The sequence below is a fragment of the Cupriavidus oxalaticus genome, from assembly GCF_004768545.1.
Taxonomy (GTDB): Bacteria; Pseudomonadota; Gammaproteobacteria; order Burkholderiales; family Burkholderiaceae; genus Cupriavidus; species Cupriavidus oxalaticus_A.
Window position 1 is genome coordinate 1,225,633 of record NZ_CP038634.1, and the last position, 25,283, is coordinate 1,250,915.

The 25,283-nt window shown below is 67.9% G+C and carries 24 protein-coding genes and 1 pseudogene; 13 read left to right on the top strand and 12 right to left on the bottom strand.

Translation table 11 applies throughout. From position 1 onward, the window contains the following. The first annotated feature begins 7 nt into the window (after positions 1-7). The 6 genes from fliF to E0W60_RS05450 are packed head-to-tail and all read left to right on the top strand — an operon-like array spanning position 8 to position 6,977. Entirely contained in the window at positions 8-1,735 is a 1,728-nt protein-coding gene (gene fliF, locus E0W60_RS05425) for a flagellar basal-body MS-ring/collar protein FliF (protein ID WP_135703271.1), read from the top strand. Further along, positions 1,722-2,744, top strand: coding sequence for a flagellar motor switch protein FliG (gene fliG, locus E0W60_RS05430; protein WP_133095669.1), 1,023 nt, complete (start codon positions 1,722-1,724; stop codon positions 2,742-2,744). Before fliF ends, fliG begins: the two co-directional genes overlap by 14 nt. Then, the gene (gene fliH, locus E0W60_RS05435; RefSeq protein WP_431189851.1) at positions 2,737-3,588 is read left to right on the top strand and encodes a flagellar assembly protein FliH; all 852 of its coding nucleotides are present in this window, start codon (positions 2,737-2,739) and stop codon (positions 3,586-3,588) included. Before fliG ends, fliH begins: the two co-directional genes overlap by 8 nt. Continuing rightward, on the top strand, positions 3,581-5,062 hold the full coding sequence (gene fliI / locus E0W60_RS05440) for a flagellar protein export ATPase FliI (protein ID WP_135703273.1): 1,482 nt from the start codon (positions 3,581-3,583) through the stop codon (positions 5,060-5,062). The genes fliH and fliI overlap by 8 nt, the downstream gene beginning before the upstream one ends. Next, positions 5,040-5,492 (top strand): flagellar export protein FliJ, encoded by a 453-nt coding sequence (gene fliJ / locus E0W60_RS05445; RefSeq protein WP_135703274.1) that lies wholly within the window; start codon positions 5,040-5,042, stop codon positions 5,490-5,492. The genes fliI and fliJ overlap by 23 nt, the downstream gene beginning before the upstream one ends. A gap of 36 nt (positions 5,493-5,528) precedes the next feature. Continuing rightward, entirely contained in the window at positions 5,529-6,977 is a 1,449-nt protein-coding gene (locus E0W60_RS05450; RefSeq protein ID WP_135703275.1) for a flagellar hook-length control protein FliK, read from the top strand. Between the two features lie 77 nt (positions 6,978-7,054). On the opposite strand, the gene argC is transcribed toward E0W60_RS05450, so the two are convergent. Beyond that, positions 7,055-7,984 carry an N-acetyl-gamma-glutamyl-phosphate reductase gene (gene argC, locus E0W60_RS05455; RefSeq protein WP_135703276.1) on the bottom strand — a complete coding sequence of 310 codons (930 nt, stop codon included), beginning with the start codon at positions 7,982-7,984 and terminating at the stop codon, positions 7,055-7,057. Positions 7,985-8,112: 128 nt separating this feature from the next. On the opposite strand from argC, the gene E0W60_RS05460 reads away from it, so the two are divergent. Beyond that, positions 8,113-8,997 carry a LysR family transcriptional regulator gene (locus E0W60_RS05460; protein WP_135703277.1) on the top strand — a complete coding sequence of 295 codons (885 nt, stop codon included), beginning with the start codon at positions 8,113-8,115 and terminating at the stop codon, positions 8,995-8,997. A gap of 214 nt (positions 8,998-9,211) precedes the next feature. On the opposite strand, the pseudogene E0W60_RS05465 reads toward E0W60_RS05460, so the two are convergent. From E0W60_RS05465 to E0W60_RS05485, 4 genes and pseudogenes are all read right to left on the bottom strand, one after another. Further along, positions 9,212-10,405, bottom strand: a pseudogene (locus E0W60_RS05465) (2-isopropylmalate synthase); the annotation flags it as partial. 27 nt (positions 10,406-10,432) lie between these two features. Then, on the bottom strand, positions 10,433-11,527 hold the full coding sequence (locus tag E0W60_RS05470; protein WP_135703279.1) for a Leu/Phe/Val dehydrogenase: 1,095 nt from the start codon (positions 11,525-11,527) through the stop codon (positions 10,433-10,435). A 269-nt stretch (positions 11,528-11,796) separates the two neighbouring features. After that, on the bottom strand, positions 11,797-13,194 hold the full coding sequence (locus E0W60_RS05475; protein ID WP_135703280.1) for an amino acid permease: 1,398 nt from the start codon (positions 13,192-13,194) through the stop codon (positions 11,797-11,799). A 378-nt stretch (positions 13,195-13,572) separates the two neighbouring features. Beyond that, on the bottom strand, positions 13,573-13,875 hold the full coding sequence (locus E0W60_RS05485) for a hypothetical protein (RefSeq protein ID WP_240745746.1): 303 nt from the start codon (positions 13,873-13,875) through the stop codon (positions 13,573-13,575). A 138-nt stretch (positions 13,876-14,013) separates the two neighbouring features. Here E0W60_RS05485 and alkB point away from each other — a divergent pair, with 138 nt between their 5' ends. Together alkB and E0W60_RS05495 are read left to right on the top strand one after the other, a co-directional pair. Beyond that, entirely contained in the window at positions 14,014-14,676 is a 663-nt protein-coding gene (gene alkB, locus E0W60_RS05490; protein WP_135703281.1) for a DNA oxidative demethylase AlkB, read from the top strand. 92 nt (positions 14,677-14,768) lie between these two features. Continuing rightward, a complete protein-coding gene (locus tag E0W60_RS05495) occupies positions 14,769-15,254 on the top strand; it encodes a GFA family protein (protein ID WP_133095659.1) in 486 nt (161 codons plus the stop codon). 49 nt (positions 15,255-15,303) lie between these two features. Here the strand turns inward: E0W60_RS05495 and cysK are convergent, their stop codons facing one another. From cysK to E0W60_RS05510, 3 genes are all read right to left on the bottom strand, one after another. Further along, a complete protein-coding gene (gene cysK, locus E0W60_RS05500) occupies positions 15,304-16,221 on the bottom strand; it encodes a cysteine synthase A (protein WP_133095658.1) in 918 nt (305 codons plus the stop codon). 187 nt (positions 16,222-16,408) lie between these two features. Then, on the bottom strand, positions 16,409-17,026 hold the full coding sequence (locus E0W60_RS05505; protein ID WP_135703282.1) for a DUF938 domain-containing protein: 618 nt from the start codon (positions 17,024-17,026) through the stop codon (positions 16,409-16,411). 113 nt (positions 17,027-17,139) lie between these two features. Then, positions 17,140-19,128, bottom strand: a complete 1,989-nt coding sequence (locus tag E0W60_RS05510) for a PhoX family protein (protein ID WP_135703283.1) — start codon at positions 19,126-19,128, stop codon at positions 17,140-17,142. 275 nt (positions 19,129-19,403) lie between these two features. Between E0W60_RS05510 and E0W60_RS05515 the strand changes: the two genes are divergently transcribed. Together E0W60_RS05515 and E0W60_RS05520 are read left to right on the top strand one after the other, a co-directional pair. After that, on the top strand, positions 19,404-20,021 hold the full coding sequence (locus tag E0W60_RS05515; RefSeq protein ID WP_133095655.1) for an IMPACT family protein: 618 nt from the start codon (positions 19,404-19,406) through the stop codon (positions 20,019-20,021). After that, positions 20,014-20,328 (top strand): 2Fe-2S iron-sulfur cluster-binding protein, encoded by a 315-nt coding sequence (locus E0W60_RS05520; protein ID WP_135703284.1) that lies wholly within the window; start codon positions 20,014-20,016, stop codon positions 20,326-20,328. The genes E0W60_RS05515 and E0W60_RS05520 overlap by 8 nt, the downstream gene beginning before the upstream one ends. A 39-nt stretch (positions 20,329-20,367) precedes the next feature. On the opposite strand, the gene E0W60_RS05525 is transcribed toward E0W60_RS05520, so the two are convergent. Next, the gene (locus tag E0W60_RS05525) at positions 20,368-21,468 is read right to left on the bottom strand and encodes an extracellular catalytic domain type 1 short-chain-length polyhydroxyalkanoate depolymerase (protein WP_135703285.1); all 1,101 of its coding nucleotides are present in this window, start codon (positions 21,466-21,468) and stop codon (positions 20,368-20,370) included. A 152-nt stretch (positions 21,469-21,620) separates the two neighbouring features. Here E0W60_RS05525 and E0W60_RS05530 point away from each other — a divergent pair, with 152 nt between their 5' ends. Both E0W60_RS05530 and E0W60_RS05535 read left to right on the top strand, forming a co-directional pair. Then, complete coding sequence (locus tag E0W60_RS05530; protein WP_133095652.1) at positions 21,621-21,821, top strand: DUF3606 domain-containing protein; 201 nt, start codon at positions 21,621-21,623, stop codon at positions 21,819-21,821. Between the two features lie 297 nt (positions 21,822-22,118). Next, positions 22,119-22,868 carry a carbonic anhydrase gene (locus tag E0W60_RS05535; protein ID WP_133095651.1) on the top strand — a complete coding sequence of 250 codons (750 nt, stop codon included), beginning with the start codon at positions 22,119-22,121 and terminating at the stop codon, positions 22,866-22,868. A gap of 98 nt (positions 22,869-22,966) precedes the next feature. Here the strand turns inward: E0W60_RS05535 and E0W60_RS05540 are convergent, their stop codons facing one another. Genes E0W60_RS05540 through E0W60_RS05550 form a run of 3 tightly spaced genes read right to left on the bottom strand, consistent with a single transcriptional unit; the run spans position 22,967 to position 25,260 of the window. Then, entirely contained in the window at positions 22,967-23,722 is a 756-nt protein-coding gene (locus tag E0W60_RS05540) for a sulfite exporter TauE/SafE family protein (RefSeq protein WP_135703286.1), read from the bottom strand. An 11-nt stretch (positions 23,723-23,733) separates the two neighbouring features. Next, positions 23,734-24,090 (bottom strand): antibiotic biosynthesis monooxygenase family protein, encoded by a 357-nt coding sequence (locus E0W60_RS05545; RefSeq protein ID WP_135703287.1) that lies wholly within the window; start codon positions 24,088-24,090, stop codon positions 23,734-23,736. A gap of 27 nt (positions 24,091-24,117) precedes the next feature. Continuing rightward, entirely contained in the window at positions 24,118-25,260 is a 1,143-nt protein-coding gene (locus E0W60_RS05550; RefSeq protein ID WP_135703288.1) for a cytochrome P450, read from the bottom strand. Positions 25,261-25,283: the final 23 nt, after the last annotated feature.

Genomic DNA, 25,283 nt, shown 5'->3' on the forward strand with positions numbered 1-25,283 from the left:
CACGCGCGTGACCGCGGCGGTTGCCATGCCGGGCCGGCCGGCCGAGGTGCTTGAGCGCCTGAAGGCCAACCCCAGGCTGCCGCTGATGCTGGGCGGCGCGGCGCTTGCCGCCGCCATCGCCGTGGGCGTGCTGTGGTCGCGCGCGCCGGACTACAAGGTGCTGTACAGCAACCTGTCCGAGCGCGACGGCGGTGCGGTGCTGCAGTCGCTGCAGCAGATGAACGTGCCGTACAAGTTTGCCGAAGGCGGCGGCGCGGTGATGGTGCCGGCCGGGAAAGTCCACGAGACGCGGCTGCGGCTCGCCTCGCAGGGCCTGCCCAAGAGCGGCACCGCGGGCATGGAGCTGATGGACAACCAGAAGTTCGGCATCAGCCAGTTTGCCGAGCAGGTCAATTACCAGCGCGGGCTGGAAGGCGAGCTGGCGCGCTCGATCGAATCGATCGCCGCCGTGCAGTCGGCCCGCGTGCACCTGGCGATCCCCAAGCCGACGCTGTTCGTGCGCGAGCGCCAGAAGCCTACCGCCTCGATCGTGCTGCAGCTTTACCCGGGCCGCGCCATCGACGAGGGCCAGGTCGCGGCGATCAGCCACCTGGTGTCGTCGAGCGTGCCGGAGCTGACGCCCAAGTCGATCTCGATCGTCGACCAGCACGGCAACCTGCTGTCGAACAGCGGCAACGAGCGCATGCTCGACGCCACCCAGCTCAAGTACGTGCAGGCGCTGGAACAGAACTACCTCAAGCGCATCGAGGCGATCCTGGCGCCGATCGTCGGCAAGGACAACGTGCGTGCGCAGGTGACGGCCGACGTGGACTTCTCCATCGTCGAGCACACCGACGAGAGCTACAAGCCCAACCAGGATCCCACCCGCTCGGCCATCCGCAGCCAGCAGACCAGCGAGTCGAGCCAGCAGGGCGCGACGCCGCCGGGCGGCGTGCCGGGCGCGCTGTCCAACCAGCCGCCCGCTGCCGCGGTCGCGCCGGTGACCACGCCGCAGACGCCGCGCGCGGGCCAGGCGCCTGGACAGGCCGGCGCCCCCGCCGCCGGCCAGCCGGGCCAGGCAGGGCAAGCGGGCCAGCAAGGCCAGGCCGCGCAAGGCGCGCAGGCCGGCACGGCCAGCGGCCCGAGCAGTAACCGCCGCGATTCCACCGTCAACTACGAGCTGGACCGCACCGTGCGCCATGTGCAGCAGGCACCGGGCGGCGTGCGCCGGCTGTCGGTGGCGGTGGTGGTGAACTACCGCCAGGCGGCCGATGCCAAGGGCAAGATGGTGGCGCAGCCGCTGCCGCCGGCGCTGCTGGCGCAGATCGAGAACCTGACCAAGGAGGCAATGGGCTTCTCGTCCGATCGGGGCGACTCGATCAACGTGGTCAACAGCCCGTTCACCGTGGACCGCGAGGTCACGCCGGAAGTCCCGCTGTGGAAGCAACCTGAAATGATCGATCTCGGCAAGACCGGCGCGGGCTACCTGCTGCTGGCACTGCTGGCGCTGTTCGCGTGGTTCAAGGTGGCGCGCCCGATCCTGCGCCGCTACACCACGCCGCCGCTGCCGGCACCGGAAGCCAGGGAAGAGACCGAGGCCGTGCTGCTGCCGCCAGAAGAGCCCGCCAATCCGGAAGTCCTGCGGCTTGCCGCCAAGTATGAAAGCGACCTCGCGCTGGTGCGTGACGCCGCACAGCGCGACCCGCGCCTGGTCGCCAGCGTGATCAAGAACTGGATTGCCAATGACAACCGCTAAGGCCATCTCCAAGGAAGTCTCCGCCAGCGGCCTGCAGAAGAGCGCCGTGCTGATGATGGCGATCGGCGAGGATGCCGCGGCCGAGGTGTTCAAGCACCTGTCACAGCGCGAGGTGCAGGAACTGGGCGCTGCCATGGCCTCGCTCAGTTCAGTCACGCGCGAGGAAATGGCCGGCGTGCTGGGCGAGTTCCGCTCCGAGACCGAGCAGTACCTGGCACTGAACGTCGATTCCAGCGCCTTTATCCGCAGCGTGCTGAACAAGGCGCTGGGCGAGGAGCGCGCGCAGTCGGTGATCGAGGACATCCTGGAGTCGCGCGACCCGGGCAGCGGCATCGACTCGCTCAACTGGATGGACGCGACCTCGATCGCCGAGCTGATCCGCGACGAGCACCCGCAGATCATCGCCACCATCCTGATCCACCTGGACCGCCAGAAGTCGTCGGAGGTGCTGGGCCTGTTCACCGACCGCCTGCGCAACGACGTGATCCTGCGTATCGCCACCTTCGGCGGCGTGCAGCCGGGCGCGCTGCAGGAGCTGACCGACGTGCTGACCAAGCTGCTGGCGGGCCAGAGCCTGAAGCGCAGCCGCATGGGCGGCGTGCGCACCGCGGCGGAGATCATCAACCTGATGAGCACCGCGCACGAAGAGGCGGTCATCGACGGCGTGCGCCTGCACGACGGCGACCTGGCGCAGAAGATCATCGACGAGATGTTCCTGTTCGAGAACCTGCTGGAGGTCGACGACCGCGGCATCCAGCGCGTGCTCAAGGAAATCGCCACCGAGTCGCTCATCGTCGCGCTCAAGGGCGCGCCGTCGGAATTGCGCGACAAGTTCATCCGCAACATGTCCACGCGCGCCGGCGAGATGCTGCGCGAGGACCTGGATGCGCTCGGCCCGGTGCGCGTGTCGCAGGTCGAAGCCGAGCAAAAGGCCATCCTGCAGGTGGTGAGACGCCTGGCGGATGCGGGCGAAGTCCAGATCGGCGGAGGCGACGATGCCTATGTCTGATGCATTACCCGAGCGCGGCCTGAATGCACAGCACGCACAGCACGCACCGAACGCACAGCACGCGCCGAACGCACTGAGCGCACGCCGCGCGGTACGGGGCGATCCCCCTGACAGCGCGCACGGCGGCTTCGCGCCGTTCGAGCCGCCGCGCCGCGCGCGCGGTGGTGGCGCCGGCTGGCAGCGCTGGCAGATGGGCTCGCTCGACCCGCGCGATGCGCGCAACAACGCGCCCGAGACGCCTGCCGACCTCTTGCCGGCCGAGCCCGCGCCACCGCCGATCGATTTCGCGGCGCTGGATGCGATGCGCGAGGGCGCGCGCAAGGAAGGCTATGCGCAGGGCTACACGCAGGGACAGACTCAGGGCTATGGCGACGGCCACCGCGAAGGCTATTCGCGCGGGCTGGAAGCGGCGCGCAACGAGGCCGCGCAGCTGCAGGCGCTGGCCACCAATTTCCGCAGCGCGCTGACGGGCGTCGACGATCAGGTCGCGCGCGCGCTGGTGACGCTGGCGCTGGATGTGGCGCGCCAGCTGGTGCGCACCACGGTTGCCGGGGATCCCTCGGTGCTGCTGCCCGCGGTGCGCGAGCTGCTGGCCAGCGAGCCCGCGCTGCAGGGCTCGCCCAGCGTGCTGCTGCATCCTGACGACGTTGCGCTGGTCGAGGCGCACCTGCAGGGCGAACTCGAAGCCGCGGGCTGGACCGTACGACCGGATCCGACGGTGGCGCGCGGCGGCTGCATTGCCAGCGCCGCCAGCGGCGAGCGCGACGCGACGCTGGCCACGCGCTGGACGCGCGTGGCCAAGGCGCTGGGGCGCGACGATCCGTGGGAGCCGCCGCATGACTGAGGCCGCCGCACCAGTCGGACAAGCCGCGCCGGATGGCGCATCGAGCCGGCATACGCAACGCTGGATCGGCGCGCTCGAAACCGCATCGGCCGGCATTGCCGGCCTCGACAGCAAGCGCAGCTGCGGCCGCCTGACGCGTGCCGCGGGGCTGGTGCTCGAGGCCGTGGGCCTGCGCCTGCCGGTGGGCAGCGACTGCCTGATCGAACTGCCCGCCGGTCAGTTCATCGCCGACAGCAACGCACCCCGCACCGCCGAAGCGGAAGTGGTGGGCTTCGGTGCCGACCGCCTTTACCTGATGCCGCAATCCGACGTGGTCGGCCTGCTGCCGGGCGCCCGCGTCTATCCGCTGGAGCCGTCGCCGCAGCCGGCCGGCACCGCCGCGCCGCGCGAGCCGGGCTCCAAGCGCCTGCCCGTCGGCGCGGGCCTGCTCGGCCGCGTGCTCGATGCCGCGGGCCGCCCGCTCGATGGCCTGGGCCCGCTGGCCGCGGCAATGGAAGTGCCGCTGGCCGGCGAGCAGATCAACCCGCTGATGCGCGCACCTATCGAAACCGTGCTCGATACCGGCGTGCGTGCCATCAACGGCATGCTGACGGTGGGGCGCGGCCAGCGCATGGGCCTGTTCGCGGGCTCGGGCGTGGGCAAGAGCGTGCTGCTGGGCATGATGGCGCGCTACACCAGCGCCGACGTGATCGTGGTCGGCCTGATCGGCGAGCGCGGCCGCGAGGTCAAAGAATTCATCGAGAACATCCTGGGGCCGGAGGGCCGCCGCCGCTCCGTGGTCGTGGCGGCGCCGGCCGATTGCTCGCCGCTGCTGCGCATGCAGGGCGCCGTCTATGCAACCCGGCTCGCCGAGTATTTCCGCGACCAGGGCCAGCATGTGCTGCTGATCATGGATTCGCTGACGCGCTACGCCATGGCGCAGCGCGAGATCGCGCTGGCGATCGGCGAACCGCCCGCGACCAAGGGCTATCCGCCGTCGGTCTTCGCCAAGCTGCCGACGCTGGTCGAGCGCACCGGCAATGGCCCCGAGGGCGGCGGCTCGATCACCGCGTTCTACACCGTGCTGACCGAAGGCGACGACCAGCAGGACCCGATCGCCGATTCGGCGCGAGCGATCCTGGACGGCCATATCGTGCTGTCGCGCAGCCTGGCCGAGTCGGGGCACTACCCCGCCATCGATGTCGAGGCCTCCATCAGCCGCGCCATGACCGCGCTGATCCCGCATGAGCAGTTCGCCTCGGTGCGCCGCTTCAAGCAGTTGATGTCGCGCTATCAGCGCAACCGCGACCTGATCAGCGTGGGCGCCTACGTGCCGGGCAACGATCCCGAGCTGGACCTTGCAATCCGGCTGCATCCGCGCATGGAAGCCTTCCTGCAACAGGATATCCACCAGCGCGCCGGCTACGACGACGCCATCGCCCAGCTGCACAGCCTCTTCGACAGGAGTGATCATGGCCAAGCCTTCACCGCTTAATACCCTGGCGGACCTTGCCCAGAACGATACCGACGCCGCCGCGCGCGAACTCGGCCGGCTGCAGGGCTCGCGCACGCAGGCGGAGCAGCAGCTGAACCAGCTGACGCAATACCGCCACGAGTACCGCGCGCGCATGCAGGCCGTGGCCGCGGAGGGCATGACCTCGAGCCGCTGGCAGGACTTTTCGCGCTTCCTCGACTCGCTCGACCAGGCCATCCGCCAGCAGACCGCGGCGCTGGCCAAGGCCGAAGCCGACCTCCTGGCCGGGCGCACCCGCTGGCAGCACCAGAAGCGCCGGCTGAATTCCTTCGACACGCTGATCGCGCGGGCCGAGGCCAGGGAAGAACAGGTCGCCGCGCGCCGCGAGCAGCGCGCCAATGACGAATACGCGGCCCGGCTGGCACGCGCCGCCGCCACCCGGCTTGGCTAAGCCGCGACCGCTACCGGAATTCCGCAGCAGAACGACATGATCGATATCAGCCAGATTGTCAGCAACACCGCCAATGCCGCCAAGGCGGCTGCCAGTGCAACCGAAAGCACCAGGCGCGCCAGCAGCGACACCAGCGGCTTCGGCGACGCACTGGCGCGTGCCCGCGAAAGCAGCCCGCAGCAAGCCCCGGCAACAAAGGCCCGGGACGCAGACGCCGGGCAGGAAAGGTCCGCGAGCCAAAAACAGCCAGCGCCGGAGCCGGCACGCGCCGACACCGGCAAGCCGCCGGCGGCGCCGGCGGACAAGCCGGCGGCCGCCGACAAGGCCAAGGAAGACGATGACAGCAACGTGGCCGCCGATGCCGCGGCCGCAGCCGCCGCCGCGGCGCTGGCATTGCTGCTGCCGGCAACGGCCCCGGCCACGGCAGCGTCCGCAGCGGCCGGCGCTGCCGGCGCAGCGGTCGGCTCGACCGCCGACGCAGGCAGCAACACTGCCCTGCAAGCCGCGCTGGCCGGCGCCGCGCAGCCGGCGGCTGCCGGCGCATCCGACGTTGCCAGCGCCCAGGCGCAGACGCTGCGGGGCAACGCCGTATTGCCCGACACGCTGCAGGTCGTGACCGCCGAGGCCGCGCCGGCCCAGCCTTCAGTCGCCGACACGCTCGCCACCATCGCCTCGCAACGCGCCGCGATGCAGGGCAGCACGCCGGCCGCCACGGACGCCAGGTCGGGCTCTGCCCTCACGCAATCCGTGCCAGCCGCCAGCATTCCGGCGCAGCAGGACAACGCCGGCCAGCAGCCCGACAGCGGCATCGGCCAGCACCGCGCCGATCCGCTTGCCGCTGCCAATGGCGCCGGCGAAGCGCGTCCGGCCGCCAGCTCGTTCGCCGCCGCGCAAGCCGCGGCGCGCGCCACCGAGGCCGCCACGGTGTCGACCAGCGCCGACAACGCGCCCGCCCTGGCCGCCGCGCTCGCCGGCCAGCACACGGCCCAGGCCCCGGCGGCTGCCGCGGCCGCAACCGCTCGCCCGATGGTCGCCCCGGCGCTGTACGACAGCCAGTGGCCGCAGGCCCTGGGCCAGCAGATGCTCCGCCTCAGCACCCAGGGCACGCAGAGCGCAGAGCTGCAACTGAACCCGCCCGACCTTGGCCCGCTGAAGGTCGTGCTCAACGTGGTCAACGACCAGGCCCAGGCGCAGTTCGTCTCGCCGCACCAGGCGGTACGGGCCGCAGTGGAAGCGGCGCTGCCGCACCTGCGCACCGCGCTGTCCGAAAACGGCATCCAGCTGGGACAGACGTCGGTCGGCGCCGACGGCTTTGCCAACCAGGCCGGCAACGGGCAGCAACAGCAGCAGGCGCCGGGCAACGGGCGCGGGCAGCCGGCCTTCGGCACGAGCACGCTGGCTGGCGCCGAGCCCGCCGCATCAGCGGAACCGGTGGCCCGGTCTGCACGGGTGCCGGCGCGCGGCGAGATTGATACGTTCGCCTGATTTTTTTGGGGACGTGTCGGGCATTCAGGCACCACCGGAACACAAAGGCCGCCGTTTCAGGCGGCCGCCATCGGCCACTATTGCTGCGTGAGCATCAGGTTCAGGTTTTGAACCGCGGCGCCGGATGCGCCTTTGCCAAGATTGTCGAAAACCGCGGACAGCAGGACGTGCCCGTGCTCCATGTTAGGAAATACGCTTAAGTGCATGTCATTCGTACCGTTCAGTACCTGCGGATCCAGGTGTTCTAAAACGCGCGATTCGTGCAACGGCAGGACATGTACATGGGCCGCCCCCGCATAGTGGCGGGCGAGGCAAGCGTGGAGCGTGGCGCCATCCACGTCGGGGGCCAGCAGCCTCAACGCGAGGGGCACCGTCAGCACGATGCCCTGGCGGAACGCCCCATACGCGGGAACGAAGATCGGACGCTGCGCGAGCCCGGCATGCTGCTGGATCTCCGGGGGGTGCTTGTGCGCGAGTTCCAGGCCATACACCTGGAATGCCGGCGCGCTGACGGCATCCGGCCCCTCATACTCCTCCACGCCGGCACGCCCGCGTCCGGAGTAGCCGGACACCGCATGAATGCTGACCGGGTAGCTGGCTGGCACAAGCCCGGCCTGCACCAGGGGACGCAGCAGGCCAATCGCACCGGTCGGATAGCAGCCGGGATTGGTGACCCGTCGCGCGTTCGCAATGCGCGCGGCCTGTCCCGGTGTCATTTCCGGAAAACCATATGCCCAGTCCGGATGCGTGCGGTGGGCTGAACTTGCGTCGATCACCCTGACGGCGGGATTGACGATGGCGTTCACCGCCTCGCGCGCGGCGGCATCGGGCAAACAGAGGATGGCGATGTCGCAGGCATTGATGGCTTCCGCACGACGCCGTGGGTCCTTGCGTTCCGACGCGTCAAGCGTGAACAGGCTGAGGTCGGTCCGGCCGCGCAGCCGTTCGTGGATTTGCAACCCGGTGGTGCCTTGGTCGCCGTCGATAAAAACCAGGGGGGAGCTCATGCGAGGAATACTCCGGTGACTGAAGGGGGTAACACGTCGAAGGAGCACCCATCTTCCATGGAGCACTAGAATAGCGAAAGTTGAATTTCACAACCTTGACATTCAGTTTTCCTGAATATGGAGCCGACATGCGAGAGATCAGCCTGGACCGCCTGCGCACGCTGGTCGCCATTGCCGACCATGGCTCATTCGCCGAGGCGGCGCGTGCCTTGCACCTTGCGCCGCCCACGGTCAGCCTCCACATCGCTGACCTGGAACAACGCATCGGAGCACCGCTCCTGTCGCGAAAACGCGGACAGGTAAGGCCGTCGGCGATCGGAGAGGTGCTGGTGGAGCGCGGGCGTCGGCTGCTGGCCGATGCGGAGCAGGCGCTGGACGATATTCAACGACAGGTGGAGGGGCTCGAAGGGCGCGTCCGGCTCGGTGCGTCGACTGGCGCGATCGCGCACCTGCTGCCACAGGCGCTCGAGGTGCTGCGCCAGCAGCATCCCGCCATCGACATCCAGATTGCGGTCCTCACTTCGCAGGAAACACTGTCCCGGCTGGCGGACGGCACGCTGGATATCGGGCTGGTTGCACTGCCTCAGCCGCCGGTGGCCGGACTGGTGATAAAGCCCTGGCGCCGCGACCCCGTGATGGCCTTCGTGCCGGCGCATTGGCAGTGCCCGGCCCGCGTCACGCCGGACTGGCTCGCCGCCCAGCCTCTGATTCTTAATGATGCGACCACGCGCCTCTCGCGTCAGACTGCGGAGTGGTTCGCGGCCGCGGGACACCATCCCGCACCACGCATTCAGCTCAACTACAACGACGCGATCAAGAGCCTGGTCGCGGCGGGTTACGGCGCGGCGCTGTTGCCCCACGAGGCCACCACGCCATTGCCGGACAAGCGCATCGTCATGCGTCCGCTGCGCCCGGCGTTATGGCGTCGGCTCGGCATCGCGCATCGTGCGGGGTACGTTGAACGCTCCACCCAACACGTACTGGATGCGCTGTGGGATCTGCGATTGGTGTAGTAGCTGCCAGTCGCAGCTTCGGTTCGCTACCCGTGTTTTAGCCACCCGCCCGCGTACTGGTGTGCTGGCGCCAGAGGTTAGCGGATACCGGAATTCCGGTGTCGGCTTGTCCCGACGTTCGGCGATCCGTACAGGCGGCGCTGTCCCCAGCGCCGCCTGTGGTAGCTGCCGGCGACGTGGCCGGCCCCGCTTATCAGGCGCTGAATGTGCGGGATTCCGCCACGCCAAAGGCAATGTCTCTCAGATCATCATCGGTGATCTCGGGCTTGGTATCCGCCAGTCGCTTGAAGCGCGCGAAGGCGGCGGATAGCATTTCGTCGTCGCGAAAATGCATGCCCAGCTCCTGAACCCTGTGCCTGAAAGCATTCCGACCAGAAAGCTTGCCAAGCACGAGCGCGCCTTTGTCCCATCCGACGTCTTCCGGTCGCATGATTTCATAGGTCTCGCGCGCTTTCAGGATGCCATCTTGATGAATACCGGAAGCATGGGCGAAGGCATTTGCACCAACCACCGCCTTGTTGGGTGGAACGCTGAATCCCGTGGCCTCAGAGACAGCCCTGGACGCAGCGAGCAAATGGGCGGTGTTCACTCCAACATCTAGTCCGAACAGGTCGCGCCTGGTCTTTACTGCCATGACGACCTCTTCCAGAGACGCATTGCCTGCGCGCTCGCCAAGCCCGTTGATGGTGCATTCGATCTGACGCGCGCCACCATGTCTGACGGCCTCTAGCGAGTTGGCAACGGCCAGGCCGAGATCATTGTGGCAATGGACTGACCATACGGCCTTGTCGGAGTTGGGAATACGCTCGCGAAGCTTCCTGAGTCCTTCGGCGAATTCGGCGGGCATGGCATAGCCAACGGTGTCGGGAAAGTTGATCGTGGTCGCCCCTTCGTCGATGACACCCTCGATCACGCGACAGAGGAAATCCGGGTCCGATCGACTCCCATCCTCAGTGCTGAATTCCACGTCGTCCGTGAATTTTCGCGCGAAGCGGACAGCAGTGCGGGCCCGCAGAGATACCTCCTCCGGGGTCATGCGCAGCTTCTTCTCCATGTGCAACGCTGACGTTGCAATAAAGGTGTGGATGCGGGATCTTCTCGCGCCGCTCAGCGCATTGGCGGCTCTCTCGATATCCCGCTCGTTGGCACGGGCAAGCGAGCAGATCACGCTGCCTTTTACTTGCCGGGAAATCTCCTTGATGGCGTCGTGGTCGCCATCCGAGCTGGCTGCAAAGCCGGCTTCGATGACATCGACGTTCAGGGCGTCCAGCTGTTCCGCGATCGCGATTTTCTGCCTGATGGCCATCGCCGCGCCGGGCGACTGTTCGCCATCGCGCAGGGTGGTGTCAAAGATGACGAGCTTGTCGCCGGCGCTGGCCGAACTGTGGGGCTTCGGGTGTCCGTTCATATACCTTCTCCGGGTCGGGGTGACAGCTCAGTGCAACCCGATGCCGTGCGACAACACCTCGTGCGCCCACTTCACCGCCTCGCGTGCCGGCGCCTCGCCTGCCGACTCTACGCGTTGCGCGAGCCTGAGCACCCGATCGCGGATACCGGCCACTTCATCGCGAAGGGCTGAATCGTCGACGCCGCCGAGGTATTCCCGGGCGCAACTTACGATGCCACCGGCATTGATGAGGAAATCCGGCGCATAGAAGATGCCGCGCTGATGCAAGGTGTCGCCTTCGGCCAGTGAAGCGAGTTGGTTGTTTGCGCCGCCGGCGATGATCTGGAAGCGGCAGCTTTCGGCCACGGCCGGGGTGATGACGGCACCCAGCGCACAAGGTGCAAATACGTCGACATCCGCGCCCGTAATGGCTTCCGGCGATACGACGTGTGCGCCAAATTGCTGTTGCGCCTGCGATGCGCGCCCGGCATCGATATCCGCCACGGTCAGGTTCGCACCCGCCTCATGGAGGCGGCGGCAGAGTTCCCAGCCTACCGACCCCAGTCCCTGGACGGCCACTGACAGCCCCGCGAGCGACTTGCGGTCCAGGCGGTACTGCGCCGCCGCCTGAATACCGACGAACACGCCATAAGCTGTCCACGGCGAGGGGTTGCCACCGAATCCGCCGTCGCGCGGCATGCCGCTAACGTAGCCGGTCTCGGCCTGGACAGCGCGCATGTCGTCCACCGTCGTGCCCACGTCTTCAGCCGTGATATAGCTGCCTCGCAGCGACTCCACCATGCGGCCGAATGCGCGGAAGAGCTGTTGGCGGTCCGTCTGCGCCGGCGAGCGCAGGATCACAGCCTTGCCGCCGCCGAAAGGCAGCCCGGCGAGGGCGTTCTTGTAAGCCATGCCCTGCGACAGGCGCAGGGCGTCGGACAGCGCCTCGGTCTCGGCGGAATAGGTCCAGTACCGGCAGCCGCCGAAGGCGGGGCCCAGTCTGGTGTTGTAGATGGCGATGATGGCCTGCAGGCCGGATTGCGGATCAGTGGCGAGCGTCACGCGCTCGTGGGACAGGCCTTCGCCGGTGCCGAACAGGCGGACAGCGGCCGCGTGGGTACGGTCGTTCAACTTCTTCTCCATGACGTGGGGAATGCAAAGCTGTAGCTCTGCCTTCCTTGGCACACCGCCTGGGTTGCAGTGCGGTGCGGCTTTGATGGGCGCGGAGCCCCCATCGGGTTCGGCGGCGGGCGATTGTGTCGCGCCAGCGCCGGGTTGGCATCTTACTCAGATCCGGGCGTGGAAGCGGTTGGGGTTTTCGCTTACCCCAAGGTTGGCCTCTACATCCATTCACACGCTTTTCAGTGGCAAACGGTGGCGTCCATGCAGGCTTCTACGGCCGGCCCCGCGTGCTACCTGGTGCCACCGTGCAGCACCGCATTGCGGCGCGCGTACAGAAAGTAGACCGACAGCCCGATCCCGAGCCACGTGAGGAAGGCGACCCAGGTCAGCGCTTGAAGGTGCGCCATCAGGAACAGGCAGAAGCCAACCGATAGCAGCGGAACCACCGGCACGCCGGGGCAGCGAAAGGCCCTCTTCAGTTCGGGACGGGTCCGGCGCAGTACCAGCACCGCGATTGAAATGAGCGTGAAGGCGGCGAGCGTGCCGATATTGATCAACTCGGCCAGCACATTGAGCGGCACGAAGGCGGCGATCATCGCGAACACAATGCCGACGGTCCACGTGGCAAAGAACGGCGTGGCGTGCAACGGGTGCACCGACGACAGCCTGGCGGGCAGCAGGCCATCGCGAGACATGGCAAAAATCACGCGAGTCTGGCCAAAGGTCATCACCAGGATCACTGTGGTCATGCCCAGAATAGCGCCCAGGTCGACAAAGCCGGCCACCCAGTTCTGTCCCGCGTACTGCAGCACCAGCGACACGGGATGGTCGACGCCGGCGAACTTGGTGAAGGGGACGACGCCAGTCATGATGGCCGCGACTATCACGTATAGCACTGTGCAGACCGTCAGCGAGCCGATGATACCCACCGGCAGGTCGCGGTGCGGATTTCGCACTTCCTCGGCGGCGGAGGTCACCGCATCGAAACCGATGAAGGCGAAGAAAACCAGCGCCGCCGCATTGAAGATGCCAGATACCCCGAACGGCGCGAATGGCTGCCAGTTGGCCGGCTTGACGTGCCAGACGCCGACCGCGATGAACAGCACCACCACCGCAATCTTGATCGCCACCATCACGTTATTGAGTCGGGCCGACTCCCGCACGCCGCAGGACACCACCCAAGTGGTGACTAACATGATCAGGAAAGCCGGCAGGTTGAACAAGGTGGTCACGCCTGGCACCGCCCCCGGAGCTGCCGTCAGCGCCGTCGGTAAATGCAGGCCGAAACCTGCCACCAGCGACTGGAAGTATCCCGACCATCCTACCGAAACCGCCGAGGTAGCCAGACCGTATTCGAGCAGAAGGTCCCAGCCGATCATCCAGGCGATGATCTCGCCCAGAGTCGCGTAGCTATACGTATAGATCGATCCCGACACCGGGATGGCGGAGGCGAACTCGGCATAGCACAGCGCGGCGAAGCCGCAGGCCATGGCCGCAATGACGAAAGACACGGTCAGCGCCGGGCCCGCGGTCAAAGCGCCGGTGCCGGTCAGCACGAAGATGCCGGTGCCGATGATGGCGCCGATGCCCATCAGCACGAGGTCCATCGGACCCAGCACCTTCTTCAGGCCGCCGACGTTGCGGTCCACCAGCATGGCGTCAATGTCTTTGGTTCGGAACAAGCTCATATAGGGGTCTCCTTCATGTGCTGCCGAGCGTTCGCACGGGCCCGCGCCGGGTGGCGACGAGTCATGCGGGCGCGCGGCTTGCGGGGAGCGTGCTGCCGGGGTCGACAGCACGGCTTGCCGGCACGCAGGTCGCGCACCGGCCCCGGTATTTGTTGGAATTATCCGGACCGATCAGGCCGCGGGGACACGGAGATAAAGCCGGAACCAGCGCATGGTGCCGCTCATGTAGACGCGGGCTTTTTCGAGAGTGTCTTAGTCGTCCAGGCTGGTCGCGGCCAGGGCTTCGCGCAAGTTGGCGATAGTGAGGTAATCACGATGTCTGTCTCCGCATGCTTCTTTTGTCTGGGGAGTGTAGGAAGCGTCCGCGCCATCGTAAAATCAAAAATTCCAACACCTGATATGCTCGGAACGAATAGCGAAAGGATAGTCGCGGCCAAGCCTCCGCGAGGCGCCGGGCGCGATCTTGTTTTCCACCACAATCGCCTGGCCCAATTCACGGCTGGCCGCCTCAGCCAGTGCGCGCGTCACCTGGTCGGTGACGCCACCAGCGCCATAAGGGACGATGAGCCGGATCGGGCGGGTCGGGAAATCGTCGGCAGCCAGTGCCTGCGTGCCGAGAGGTGCCGTCAGCGCGAGGCCGGTGGCAGCCAGTGCGATGCGCAAAATGCGACGTCGTTGCATCAGGGTTGTCTCCTTCCATGTCCGCCGGATCTGTCATGTCCGGTCTGCGAGGTTGTCCGCATTGGGGGCTGACGCGTCCTTCAGTGCTAAGTTATTGATTTTTCCGCACGCGCGGTCCGACGCGTCTATCCTCAGGCCATGACCTTCGACCTCTTCGACAACCTCGACGACACCGCCCCTGCCGATTCTGCGCCCGAGCCCCTGGCGGACGGCGCAGTGGTGCTGCGCGGCCTGGCGCGCGCGGATGCAGAGGCCCTGCTCGCCGACGTGCAGGCGGTGATTGCCGCGGCCCCGCTGCGCCACATGGTGACGCCTGGCGGCCTGACGATGTCGGTGGCGATGACGAACTGCGGGGATGCGGGCTGGGTCTCGGATGCCCGCGGCTACCGCTACGACCGCACGGACCCGCTGAGCGGCCAGCCCTGGCCGGCGATGCCGCCGCGATTGCGCGCGCTGGCGGCCGAAGCGGCGGCGCAAGCCGGCTTTGCCGGCTTCGCGCCCGATGCCTGCCTGGTCAACCGCTATGTGCCGGGCACGCGCCTGTCGCTGCACCAGGACCGCGATGAACGCGACTTCGGCGCGCCGATCGTATCGGTCTCGCTGGGCTTGCCAGCGGTATTCCTGTTCGGCGGCATGCGCCGCGCGGACCGGCCGCAGCGCGTGCGGCTGGCGCATGGCGACGTGGTGGTGTGGGGCGGCCCGTCGCGGCTGGCCTTCCACGGCGTGGCGCCGCTGGCCGATGGGGATCATCCGCTGCTGGGACGCGCGCGCGTCAACCTGACGTTGCGCAAGGCGCTGTGACGCGAGCCTGGCGCGGCTTGGTTTTGCACTTTGGGCAGGGTTTTCTACAGTCAAGGGACTGCCGAAAACGCCAACGCGCAAAGGATCCCACCATGCATCTCGAAGGCTCCTGCCATTGTGGCGCCGTCCATTTCTCGCTGGAATCGGACTCGCCGTGCCCGTACATGCACTGCCATTGCTCGATCTGCCGCAAGACCGCCGGCGGCGGCGGCTATGCGATCAATATCGGCGGCGATGCCGCCACGCTGCACGTGCGCGGGCGCAAACACCTGGGCATCTACCACGCGGTGCTGCGCGAGCCGGGCAAGCGCGCGCGGCGCTCGCCGGCACAGCGGCATTTCTGCGTGAAGTGCGGCAGCGCGCTGTGGCTGTGGGATCCGCGCTGGCCGGAGCTGGTGTATCCGCATGCCTCGGCCATCGACACGCCGCTGCCGCGCCCGCCCGAGGTGGTGGAAGCCTCGCTGGAATCCGCCGCGCCATGGGTCGATGTGCCCAAGGGCAAGGGCCACGTGCGCTGCGACACGTGGCCGGAGGAATCGCTGGCCGACTGGCACAAGCGCCACGGCTTGTCCTCCTGACGGCACCCATCCCCCACTGCCTGGCGCGGCCTCGCTGCCGGCCAGTGGCTCAGGCCGGCAGGAAACCCTCCACCGTCAGGTAGCGTTCGCCGGTGTCGTAGTTGAAGCCGAGCACGCGCGCATTGGCGGGCAGCTCCGGCAGCTTCTGCGCGATCGCGGCCAGCGTCGCGCCGGACGAGATGCCGACCAGGATGCCTTCTTCGCGCGCGCAGCGGCGGGCCATCTCGCGCGCGGGTTCGGCATCGACCTGGATCACGCCGTCGAGCAGCGCGGTGTCGAGGTTCTTCGGGATAAAGCCCGCGCCGATGCCCTGGATCGGATGCGGTGCCGGCGCGCCGCCGGAGATCACCGGCGAGGCCACCGGCTCGACGCCGAAGACCTTGAGCTGCGGCCACTTGTCCTTCAGCACCCGGGCGCAGCCGGTCAGGTGGCCGCCGGTGCCGACGCCGGTGATGAGCACGTCAAGCCCTTCGGGGAAGTCGTTCAGGATTTCCTGCGCGGTGGTGCGCACGTGCACGTCGATGTTGGCGGGGTTCTCGAACTGTTGCGGCATCCAGGCGCCGGGCGTGGCGGCAACCAGTTCCTCGGCACGCGCGATCGCGCCCTTCATGCCCTTCTCGCGCGGAGTCAGGTCGAAGCTGGCGCCGTAGGCCAGCATCAGCCGGCGGCGCTCGATCGACATGCTGTCCGGCATCACCAGCACCAGCTTGTAGCCCTTGACCGCGGCCACCATTGCCAGGCCTATGCCGGTATTGCCGGAGGTCGGCTCGATGATGGTGCCGCCCGGCTTCAGCACGCCACGGCGCTCGGCGTCTTCGACCATCGACAGCGCAATGCGGTCCTTGATCGAGGCGCCGGGATTGCTGCGCTCGGACTTGATCCAGACTTCGTGCCCGCTGCCGAACAGGCGGTTGATGCGGATATGCGGGGTATTGCCGATCGTCTGCAGGATGTTCTGGACCTTCATCGTGTTCTCCGTGGCGGGCGCGGCGCGGCAGGGCCCTGGGGGCAACGGCGTCGCTGGATCGAAATGAACGGAAGATTTTAGTGCAAAGCGGCCACGGGGCCCGTGGCGTAGGATGGTGCCCCGCTGCGCTTTCCGCTTTCGCGCTTCCGGTGTTCCACCCCTGCGCTTTCACGCGCCGCGCATGCGCCTATTTGCGGAACACCAGGCTGAAGTTGTTGGCCGGCATCGGCACCGGCTCGTCGCAGCGCAATCCCTGTGCGGCGCCCAGCGCAACCACGTCCTCCATGTCGCGCACGCCCCAGTCAGCGTCGGTGGCGCGCAGCTGGGCGTCGAAGGCGGCATTGCTCGGCGCGGTATGTGCGCCGCCGCGGCGATAGGGACCATACAGGTAGAGCACGCCGCCAGGCTTCAGCAGCCTCCCTGCGCCTGCGAACAGTGCTTCGGCCGCGGCCCACGGCGAGATATGGAGCATATTGATGCAGACCATCGCATCGGCCGCATCGATGCCCCAGGGCTGGCGGCACACGTCAAGGTCCAGCGGCGCGCGCACATTGGCCAACCCCGCATGCGCGGTCCATGCGGCGATCGATTCACGCGCGGCACGGTCGGGATCGCTCGGCTGCCAGGTCAGGCCTGGAAACGCCGCGGCAAAGTGCACCGCGTGCTGGCCAGTGCCGCTGGCGATTTCCAGGACCGTGCCGCTGGCGGGCAGCACATTGCGCAGCACCGCGAGGATGGGCTCGCGATTGCGCTCGGTGGCGGGCGCCATGCGGCGTGCGTCGGGGTCGTGGGTCTGGTCGGTCATGGCGACTGGCTCGTTTGCCGGGTGAACGGCTAGCGTAGCAGAGTCTGCGCGGACCCGGGATGCACTGGCGGCGGCCAAGGCCGCCGCCTTCATGCTACAGCGCCCGCTTGCGGTCAGGCCTTCGCCAGCTTCACGCCCGTCGGGTCGCCGGTCAGGTACCCCACCGCCGCGCCGAAGCGGTCCTTGTAATTGGCACGCACCAGTGGGTCCAGCGTCGGCTTGACCACGTCATGCAGCGGCGATTCCCAGTCGCCCACGTGCTGGAAGTTGCTCATCACGTAGGTCCAGCCGTTGATCTCGTCCACCGCATGCAAGCCGGTCGACTCGGCGCCGGCCGGGCACGACAGCACGCGGCTGAGCACCTTAGTGTCGACGTTGTAGGCCCACAGGAAGTTGTTGACGTGGGTGTTGCTGTCCTCGCCGACGAACAGCGTGCGCAGCTTCTCCGAGAACTTGAGGTTGTCGGGCGTGGCGACCTTGTCCGGGTTGGCGAAGTTGCCGAGCGCATCCTGCTGCTTCATCTTGCCGCCGCCGAGGTCTTCGCTGACCAGTGCCGGCACCGCGGCCATGTCGACCGGCACCCATTCGCTGTTGATGGCGTTGCCGCTCTTGTCGGTCTGTCCACCTTTCAGGTTCAGCTCATAGACGGCGCCGGAGTACGGGCCTTCGACCTGGATGTCGCCCTGGTTGGCGGCGTTGCCGGTGAGCATGCTCGACTCGATGCGCGACATCGCCGAGTAGGCTTTCTTGTCCCTGATGTTGACCGTGGTGCCTTCCATCTTGGTAAAGCCCAGGCTGCCGCCGACCAGCGCGGCGTAGCGGTGGGTTTCCAGGTAGGCCGCGGCCTTTTCCATGCCCGGCACCAGCTTGATCCAGTTGGCCTTGCCGTTGTACAGGATGCGGGTGTAGCTGCTGTCGTTCGGGTTGACGGTCTGCACGTCCATGATGTCGGCCAGCCTGATGCCGCCATCGACCAGCGCGCGGATCTCGGCACTGGTGGCGCTGCCCAGCTTGATCCACGACAGCGTGGCGCTGCCCGGGCCGACGCCCGAGGTCTGCTGCCACTTGCCCACGTAAAGCGAGCCGCTGGACAGGTCGCGCGCGCTGTCGGCGATAAACATGAACAAGCCGCCGTTGGTGGCATCGTCGCCCATCAGCACGGTGCGCTCGTCGGGCATGACCTGCACCAGTTCGTGCGAGATGCGGCCCAGGCAGTAGTGCTTCCTGATGGTGCCGGTGCCGTCGGGGTTGACCGTCACTTCGGGCAGGTGGCCATAGTTGTAGGCATTGGCCCTGGCGGGGTCGCCATACAGGTTCTGGCTGTAGCCCTGCAGTTGCGTGACCGCCGCGGCGTCCTTCAGGTCGGTCTCGTACTCTTCGCTCGACAGGTGGGTGTTCCACGGCGACAGGCTCGCGCCGCAGGTGATCCACAGGCCGTTGACGCCGGAGGTATCGACGTTGTGGTACTTCACCGGGGTCAGCTTGCCGGTGGCCGGGTCCTGGTCCAGCGTCACGACAGCGATCGGCGACGGCAGCAGGCCGTACATGCTGGTGTTGTTCTGGTTGCGCGAGGTGTACTCGAACTGCACCACCGCAAACACGGTATTGCCCTTGACGCCGGGCACCGTCGGGTTGGCCAGCTTCAGCAGCGAGCTGCCGTCCGGTGCGTCGGAGAAGAACTGGCGTTCCTTGCCGGCCACGGAGGTGTCCATGATCGGCTGGTTGTTGATGTTGTAGTAGCCGCCGGCCACGATGGTGCCGCCCTTGCCGTCCGGCAGCGTGTCGCCGGTGACGAAGAACGGCTGGTAGGCAAGCTTGTAGGTGGTGCTGCTGCCGTCGCTGAACGACACCTTCAGGCTCGAGCCGACAGTGGTGGTCGCCATCGCGGCGGCATCCGACAGCGTGGGCGCGCTCATGGGAATGAACTCGGCCGTGGTGAAGGTGGCGCCAGGCGCCGGGCCAGTGGCGGGCGCGGCCACGGCATCGTCGCTGCCGCCGCAGCCGGCCAGCAGGCCGGCGGAAGCCAGGCCAAACGGAAGCATCGGCGCGCCCGCCAGCAGTTTCAGGGCCTTGCGGCGGCCAGCATCAGGTTGTTGTTGCATGGTTTTATCCGGGGAAAGGGATGGATCTGGTTTTTTTGACCGCTTGATCGCGCCGGCACCGCGCGGGCGGCCGGGCACCTGTTGGCACAGGCGGGCGGCGGGCGGCATTGCGCCCGACAGCCGGAGATCGTAGGGCGTCTTTGTGACAGGAAGTTGACGATGCAACACTTCACATGGGAGCCACGGCCGGGGTGCCTCATCCGCTGCGGTACACTTCCCGCTTCTGTCCGCGGCCGCACCGCGCAGCTTCTTCCAGCTTTTTCCGCCCTTCCCGCTTGCCGACCTACACGCTAGCCCACCCTGTCCAGGCCGAAGTCGAAATCCGCAAGAGCCGTTTCCTGGCCCTGGCCTTGCCGGTGGCCGACCGCGACGCGGCCATGGCCGCGCTGCAGGCGCTGCGCGCGGAACACCCCACCGCTACCCATGTGTGCTGGGCGCTGCTCGCCGGCGGCGCGTCGGGCATGTCCGACGACGGCGAACCTTCGGGTACCGCCGGCCGGCCGATCCTGGAAGTGCTGCGCCACCACGACCTCGACGGCGTGCTGGCCGCGGTGGTGCGTTACTACGGCGGCGTCAAGCTGGGCGCTGGCGGGTTGGTGCGCGCTTACACCGATGCCATCGCCGCCGCGCTGAAATCGGCCGAACGCATCGAGCGCATCGCCTACGCCACGCTGACGATATCGATCGACTATGCCGACGAGCCACGCGTGCGCCGCTGGATCGAACAGGCCGCCCAACATGGCTGCACGCTGGCCGATACCGCCTATGGCGCGCTGGCAACGCTGGTGCTGCGCCTTCCCGCCACGCAAGTGGATACGGCGCGCGATGCCTTGCGCGACGCCACCCATGGGCGCGCGCAATTTCCGCAGGCACAGGACGATTCCCATGGATGAACGCGATGCGTCCATAGCGGACATCGGCGGCGAATTCACCGCGCAGGTGCTGCCAGGCGGCCAGACTTTTGCCGCCCCGGCCGCGCTAAGCTTGCTGGAAGCCGCCTTGCTGGACGGCGTGCCGCTGCCCAACTCCTGCCGCAACGGCACTTGCCGCGCCTGTGCCAGCCGGCTGCATGCCGGATCGATCCGCTACCGGATCGAATGGCCCGGGCTGAGCCTGGATGAGAAAGAGGAAGGGTTGATCCTGCCGTGCGTGGCTTGTGCGGTCACTGATGTAGTGATCGAGCCGGTGACGCTGGGGTGACGCCGGGGTGACGCCGGGGTGACGCCCGGGTGACGCTCCTCACCCCCCGACCGCCAGAAAAAACCGCAACGCCAGCTTCAGCCCATCCGGCCCCGCCGGATCCGAGAACGCGTGCCCCCCGGCTCCGCCACTCCACGCATGGCCGAGCCCTTCGACCCGCACCAGCCGCATGTAAGGCGCCTTGCCCTCGGTCCAGTCGAACACATCGACCGCACGCCGCATGCCGCGCTGGGCGCGCCGCGCCGGCACCGCGGCAAGCGGATGGGCGCCTTCGGGCTGCAGGTGCATCCACAGTGCCGCCGCCGCGGTGGCATTGCTGAAGTCGACCATGGCGTCGGCGTCGCCATGCAGCAGCAGCAGCGGCGGCGGGCGCCGGCCGGCAAGGCCGAGGCGCAGCGCGTGGACGGCCTGCGCATCGGGCCCGCGCTGGCCGCGCATCGCGCGTGTGGCCTGCGCCGCGTTGGTGGCGCTCCACGGCACCGCACCGGAATGCGAGCCCACCGCCGCGAAGCGCGCGGGATAGCGCAGGCCGAGCGTCAAAGCCATCGCCCCGCCCGCTGACAAGCCGAGCACGCTGACGCGGTTAGCCGCCACCGGATGCGTGCGGCATGCCTGCTCGACCAGCGCCATCAGCAGGCCCGCTTCCACCGCACCGTGCCCGGCGGGCTTAAACCAGTTCCAGCAGCGCTGCGCGTTCGCCTGCGAACTCTGCTCGGGCAACAGCACCACCCAGCCCGCCTCGCGCGCCACGGCGGCAGCACGCGTGACCGCTGCAAAGCTGGCGGTGTCCTGCCCGCAGCCATGCAGCAACACCAGCATCGGTGCGCGCCGCCTGCCATTGGCGCCCGCCGGCACGAAGATGCGATAGCGCCGCGGCGCGAGCGGCCCGGCGCCCCAGCTGCCCTCCTCCCAGCGGCCGCTGCCGCGGCTGCGCGGCGGCTCGGCCGGCGACACCACGCCGGACAGCGCGCGCTGCGTGGCCGCGGTGAGTGCAGCGGATTGCTTCACCGCGTTGCGCACGATGGCTTCGGTCATCGGCTTGGTGATGTTGCGGTTGACCGCGCGCTGCATGCGGCGGGCATTGCGCGTGGCGGCCTTGTTCAGCGTGGACCAGAGCTTTGCACCGGAAGAGCGGGGCATGCGTCGTCCTGTCGGTGTGGGTAACCCGTGCATCATATGCCGAGTCGCGTGCATGGCATGGCGCACAGCATCGGCTTTGCATGCAACGCGATCGCGATCACTGCCTACAATGCAAGGGTCGTGTCGCGCCGAGGCACGGACAGGAGGCGAGCATGATCGATGCAACGAGCCAGTTCAGGCCTTTGGATCCGGGCCGCGTTAACCTGATGGATCCGCTTGAAGTGCAGTACTGGTGCCGCGAGCTTCACTGCAGCGAGCAGGATCTCGAAGCGGCCGTCGATGCCGCCGGCGACCATATCGCCGCGGTTCGGGACCAGCTGGAGTCAAGCCAGCCGGGCACCCCGCCCCACTGAAGGCGCAGGCACGGCCGGATCACGCCGGCCGTGCCTGTCATGAACCCGCTTGCCGGTCCAGGGCCGCGCCGTCGATCAAACGGCTCGAATACCCCGGACCGTCCCAGTGCTGGCCGGTGCGCCAGCGTCAGCCGCATACCCGGAATAAGCGCAGTGCAGACCGGAATTCAGTAATGCTGAGTTCGCGCGGGGCGATTTTTGCTGCATGATTTCGGGCCCGGATCAGGCGTGGCAGCAGATCGCGCCAACCCGGGAGTTCGGAGTACGAAGGGGTCACCTACACGAGGACGCATCGACATGACCATCAAGCTGCCGGCCATCACCATTTGCGCAGCCCTGCTCGCCCCTGCCGCCTGGGCAGGCAACGACACCCACTGGACCTACGCCGGGCCGACCGGCGCCAGCCATTGGGGCGAGCTCGACGCCGGCTACAAGACCTGCACGCTGGGCAAGCACCAGTCGCCCATCGATATCCGTACCAACAAGACCGTGAGCGCAGACCTGAAGCCGATCGGCTTTGGCTACACCGCAACGCCGGCAACCGTGGTCAACAACGGCCATACCATCCAGGTCAACCTGCCTGCGGGCGGGCAGGCCGAGTTCGACGGCGCGGCGTACAAGCTGGTGCAATTCCACTTCCATACGCCGAGCGAAGAGAAGATCAACGGCAAGGCCTATCCGCTGGTGGCGCACCTGGTGCACCAGAACGCCGAAGGCAAGCTGGCGGTGGTGGCGGTGCTGTTCAAGACCGGGCGCGAAAACGCGGCGTTGCAGCCGGTCTTTGCCAGCCTGCCGGCCAAGGCCGGCGAGTCGCGCGAGCTGGGTGCGCCGATTGACGTGGCGGCGCTGCTGCCTGCGCAGCAATCCTACTGGGCGTTCACCGGCTCGCTGACCACGCCGCCTTGCAGCGAGGATGTGCGATGGCAGGTGTTGAAGACGCCGGTGGAGATTTCGGCGGCGCAACTGGCGACGTTCCGCAAGCTCTACCCGATGAATGCGCGGCCGGTGCAGCCGTTGAATGGGCGAGTGGTGCAGGCGGGGCGGTGAGGATCGTTCGCGTACCCATGACCTTTGCTTAACCGACTGGGTGCTCCCTCTCCCGCAAGCGGGAGAGGGGAGAAAACCGATCGTATGCGAAAGCGTGATCACGAAAGCCCGCGCATCGCCAGCTCGCCGCCCAGCACCAGCAGCCCGCAGAAGAACAGCTTGCGGAAGCGCTCCGCACTGATGCGATGGCGCAGCCATTGCCCGATGAACATGCCGCCAAGCGCAGGCACCAGTGCCAGCAACGAAGCCCCCAGCACCGGGGTGTGCAGCAACGATCCGTCCAGCTCCAGGCTGACCGCCAGCGCAATGGTCGAGATCGTGAAGGACAACCCCAGCGCCTGCACCAGGCCCTCCTTTTCGAGCCCCAGCCCTTGCAGGTAAGGCACAGCGGGAATCACGAACACGCCGGTCACCGCAGTGATCGCGCCGGTCACCACCCCGACCACCGGCCCGAGCCAGGCCTCTGCCGCCGGCGGCACGTGCAGCTTGACCGCTGCCAGTCCGACCACCGCATACAGCACCAGCGCCACGCCAAGCGCCGAGGTGGCGTGGGTCATCATCCCGGCCGCCACCAGCGCAGCGCACAGCCACGTGCCGGCGCAGATCGCCGCCAGCATCGGCCATAGCCGAAGTACCAGCTGGCCGAAGCGCGGACCGCTGAACAGCTGCACCACGTTGGTCACCATCGACGGCGCCACCAGCAGCGCCGCGGCCTGCGCCGGCGGCATCACCAGCCCGAGCAATCCCACCGCGACGGTGGGCAGGCCCAGGCCCACCACGCCTTTGACCAAGCCTGCCAGCAGGAAGGTCAGGCCGATAAAGGCAGCCTGCGTGCCGATTGCTTCCATCGTCATCGCATGCTCCTTCAGCCGGGCTTGCGGTCGTGCACTGCGCGGCTGTCGGCGGGGGCTTCGTCGCGTGCGTGCATGCCGTAGTCGCGCAGCACCTGTGCCACGCGCAGGCGGTAGTCGGCAAACACGCCGCCGCGGCCCACGGCCTGTGCCTCGCGGTGTGCCACGGTATTGCGCCAGGCGATCACGGCCGCCTCGTCGCGGAAGAACGATAGCGACAGAACCTTGCCCGGGTTGGCCAGGCTCTGGAAGCGTTCGACCGAGATAAAGCCGTCGATGCTCTCCAACTCGCTGCGCAGCCTTGCGGCGATATCGAGGTAGGCGTCGCGGCGGCCCGGTGCGGGCTCGACTTCAAAGATGACGGCGATCATGAGGGCTCCGTGTTTTGAATGGTGAGGTCAGCAGAAATGCGGGATGCGGGCGTTCAGGGAAGGACGATAGCGGAACGCGCGCGCCAGTACGGCCGGGGCGGCGCCGCGTGCAAGTAGTGCCGTCACCGTCGCGCCGGCGAGCGCCTGCGCCAGCCTGTCGCCTGGGCACGCGTGGCGTCCGTGGCCGAAGGTCCACGGACGCTCGCCATCCGCCATACCGCCGCAGGAGGCTGCGGCGAGCAGCACCAGCACCACATCGCCGGCCTTGACGTCATGGCCGCACAGGGTTGCATCGGCGGCGAGGAAGCGGCGCGTGTTCTGCACCGGGGGATCCGACACCGCCACCTCTGTGACCAGTTGGTCCGGTGATATTCCGGGCAACGCCTTGCCACGGCCGAGATGCAGCAGCGAATTGCCTGCCAGCGCGGCGGTGGCTTCGCAGGCCTGCACCAGCAGGCCGATGGTGTTGGCGGCCACCGCTTGCGCATCGATGCCCGCCGCACAGGCAGCCTGCTGCAGCGACGGCAACGGGCCTGCTGCCGGTACGGCATTGGCGAGCCAGTTGCCGAGCCATTGTGCGGCGACCGCTCCGGCTTGCACGGCGTTCGCATCGGCAAGCGGTGACTGTGCGGCGGCAAATGCTGCGACGTGGGCGGCCACGGCCGCTGCCGTGGCTCGATCCACCGCGACGGGCAGGCCGAGCAGGTCAGCCAGCGTCACGACCGGCAGCGTCGACAGGACGCCATTGATGCGTTCCGCGGACCATGCCGTGCCGGCGTCCATCAGCTCAGCCAGCGCTGCCGCACGGCGTGCAGCTGCCGCCGGATCGATGGCGGCAAGCAGTGGCATCAGCAGGTCCTTCAACGGCGCATGCGCGGCGCCGTCGTTCATGCGGATCAGCCGGCCGAACAGATCCCCGGCGGCGGTACCAGCCAGTGCGGGCGGCACCGGCTGCGCTGGCGGACGCACGCGGCAGTCGGGGTGGGACAGCACCGTCGCCACTTCGCGTGCGCCCGCCGCAACCCACAGGCCGAGCCGCTGGTCGCGGAAGAACGGCCGGTGCGTCGCCAGTTCGCGGTAGTAGGGATAGGGATCGGGGTGCGTGACGGCGCTTAGCGGGTCGAGCGCATGGTTGGCATCGTTGGCATGGGATTCGGCGGCAGGCAGCATGGCGGCACACGGGGGCTGAAATA

Bases quoted from the DNA above. Each gene is read 5' to 3' on its own strand.
- E0W60_RS05470 (WP_135703279.1), bottom strand. From the start codon at position 11,527: ATGGAGAAGAAGTTGAACGACCGTACCCACGCGGCCGCTGTCCGCCTG.
- E0W60_RS05485 (WP_240745746.1), bottom strand. From the start codon at position 13,875: ATGCAACGACGTCGCATTTTGCGCATCGCACTGGCTGCCACCGGCCTC.
- E0W60_RS05450 (WP_135703275.1), top strand. From the start codon at position 5,529: ATGATCGATATCAGCCAGATTGTCAGCAACACCGCCAATGCCGCCAAG.
- fliI (WP_135703273.1), top strand. From the start codon at position 3,581: ATGACTGAGGCCGCCGCACCAGTCGGACAAGCCGCGCCGGATGGCGCA.
- E0W60_RS05545 (WP_135703287.1), bottom strand. From the start codon at position 24,090: ATGATCGCCGTCATCTTTGAAGTCGAGCCCGCACCGGGCCGCCGCGAC.
- argC (WP_135703276.1), bottom strand. From the start codon at position 7,984: ATGAGCTCCCCCCTGGTTTTTATCGACGGCGACCAAGGCACCACCGGG.
- E0W60_RS05525 (WP_135703285.1), bottom strand. From the start codon at position 21,468: ATGCCCCGCTCTTCCGGTGCAAAGCTCTGGTCCACGCTGAACAAGGCC.
- E0W60_RS05520 (WP_135703284.1), top strand. From the start codon at position 20,014: ATGGATGAACGCGATGCGTCCATAGCGGACATCGGCGGCGAATTCACC.
- E0W60_RS05530 (WP_133095652.1), top strand. From the start codon at position 21,621: ATGATCGATGCAACGAGCCAGTTCAGGCCTTTGGATCCGGGCCGCGTT.
- E0W60_RS05540 (WP_135703286.1), bottom strand. From the start codon at position 23,722: ATGACGATGGAAGCAATCGGCACGCAGGCTGCCTTTATCGGCCTGACC.
- E0W60_RS05505 (WP_135703282.1), bottom strand. From the start codon at position 17,026: ATGACCGACCAGACCCACGACCCCGACGCACGCCGCATGGCGCCCGCC.
- fliJ (WP_135703274.1), top strand. From the start codon at position 5,040: ATGGCCAAGCCTTCACCGCTTAATACCCTGGCGGACCTTGCCCAGAAC.
- cysK (WP_133095658.1), bottom strand. From the start codon at position 16,221: ATGAAGGTCCAGAACATCCTGCAGACGATCGGCAATACCCCGCATATC.
- E0W60_RS05460 (WP_135703277.1), top strand. From the start codon at position 8,113: ATGCGAGAGATCAGCCTGGACCGCCTGCGCACGCTGGTCGCCATTGCC.
- E0W60_RS05550 (WP_135703288.1), bottom strand. From the start codon at position 25,260: ATGCTGCCTGCCGCCGAATCCCATGCCAACGATGCCAACCATGCGCTC.
- fliH (WP_431189851.1), top strand. From the start codon at position 2,737: ATGTCTGATGCATTACCCGAGCGCGGCCTGAATGCACAGCACGCACAG.
- alkB (WP_135703281.1), top strand. From the start codon at position 14,014: ATGACCTTCGACCTCTTCGACAACCTCGACGACACCGCCCCTGCCGAT.
- E0W60_RS05495 (WP_133095659.1), top strand. From the start codon at position 14,769: ATGCATCTCGAAGGCTCCTGCCATTGTGGCGCCGTCCATTTCTCGCTG.
- E0W60_RS05535 (WP_133095651.1), top strand. From the start codon at position 22,119: ATGACCATCAAGCTGCCGGCCATCACCATTTGCGCAGCCCTGCTCGCC.
- E0W60_RS05510 (WP_135703283.1), bottom strand. From the start codon at position 19,128: ATGCAACAACAACCTGATGCTGGCCGCCGCAAGGCCCTGAAACTGCTG.
- fliG (WP_133095669.1), top strand. From the start codon at position 1,722: ATGACAACCGCTAAGGCCATCTCCAAGGAAGTCTCCGCCAGCGGCCTG.
- E0W60_RS05475 (WP_135703280.1), bottom strand. From the start codon at position 13,194: ATGAGCTTGTTCCGAACCAAAGACATTGACGCCATGCTGGTGGACCGC.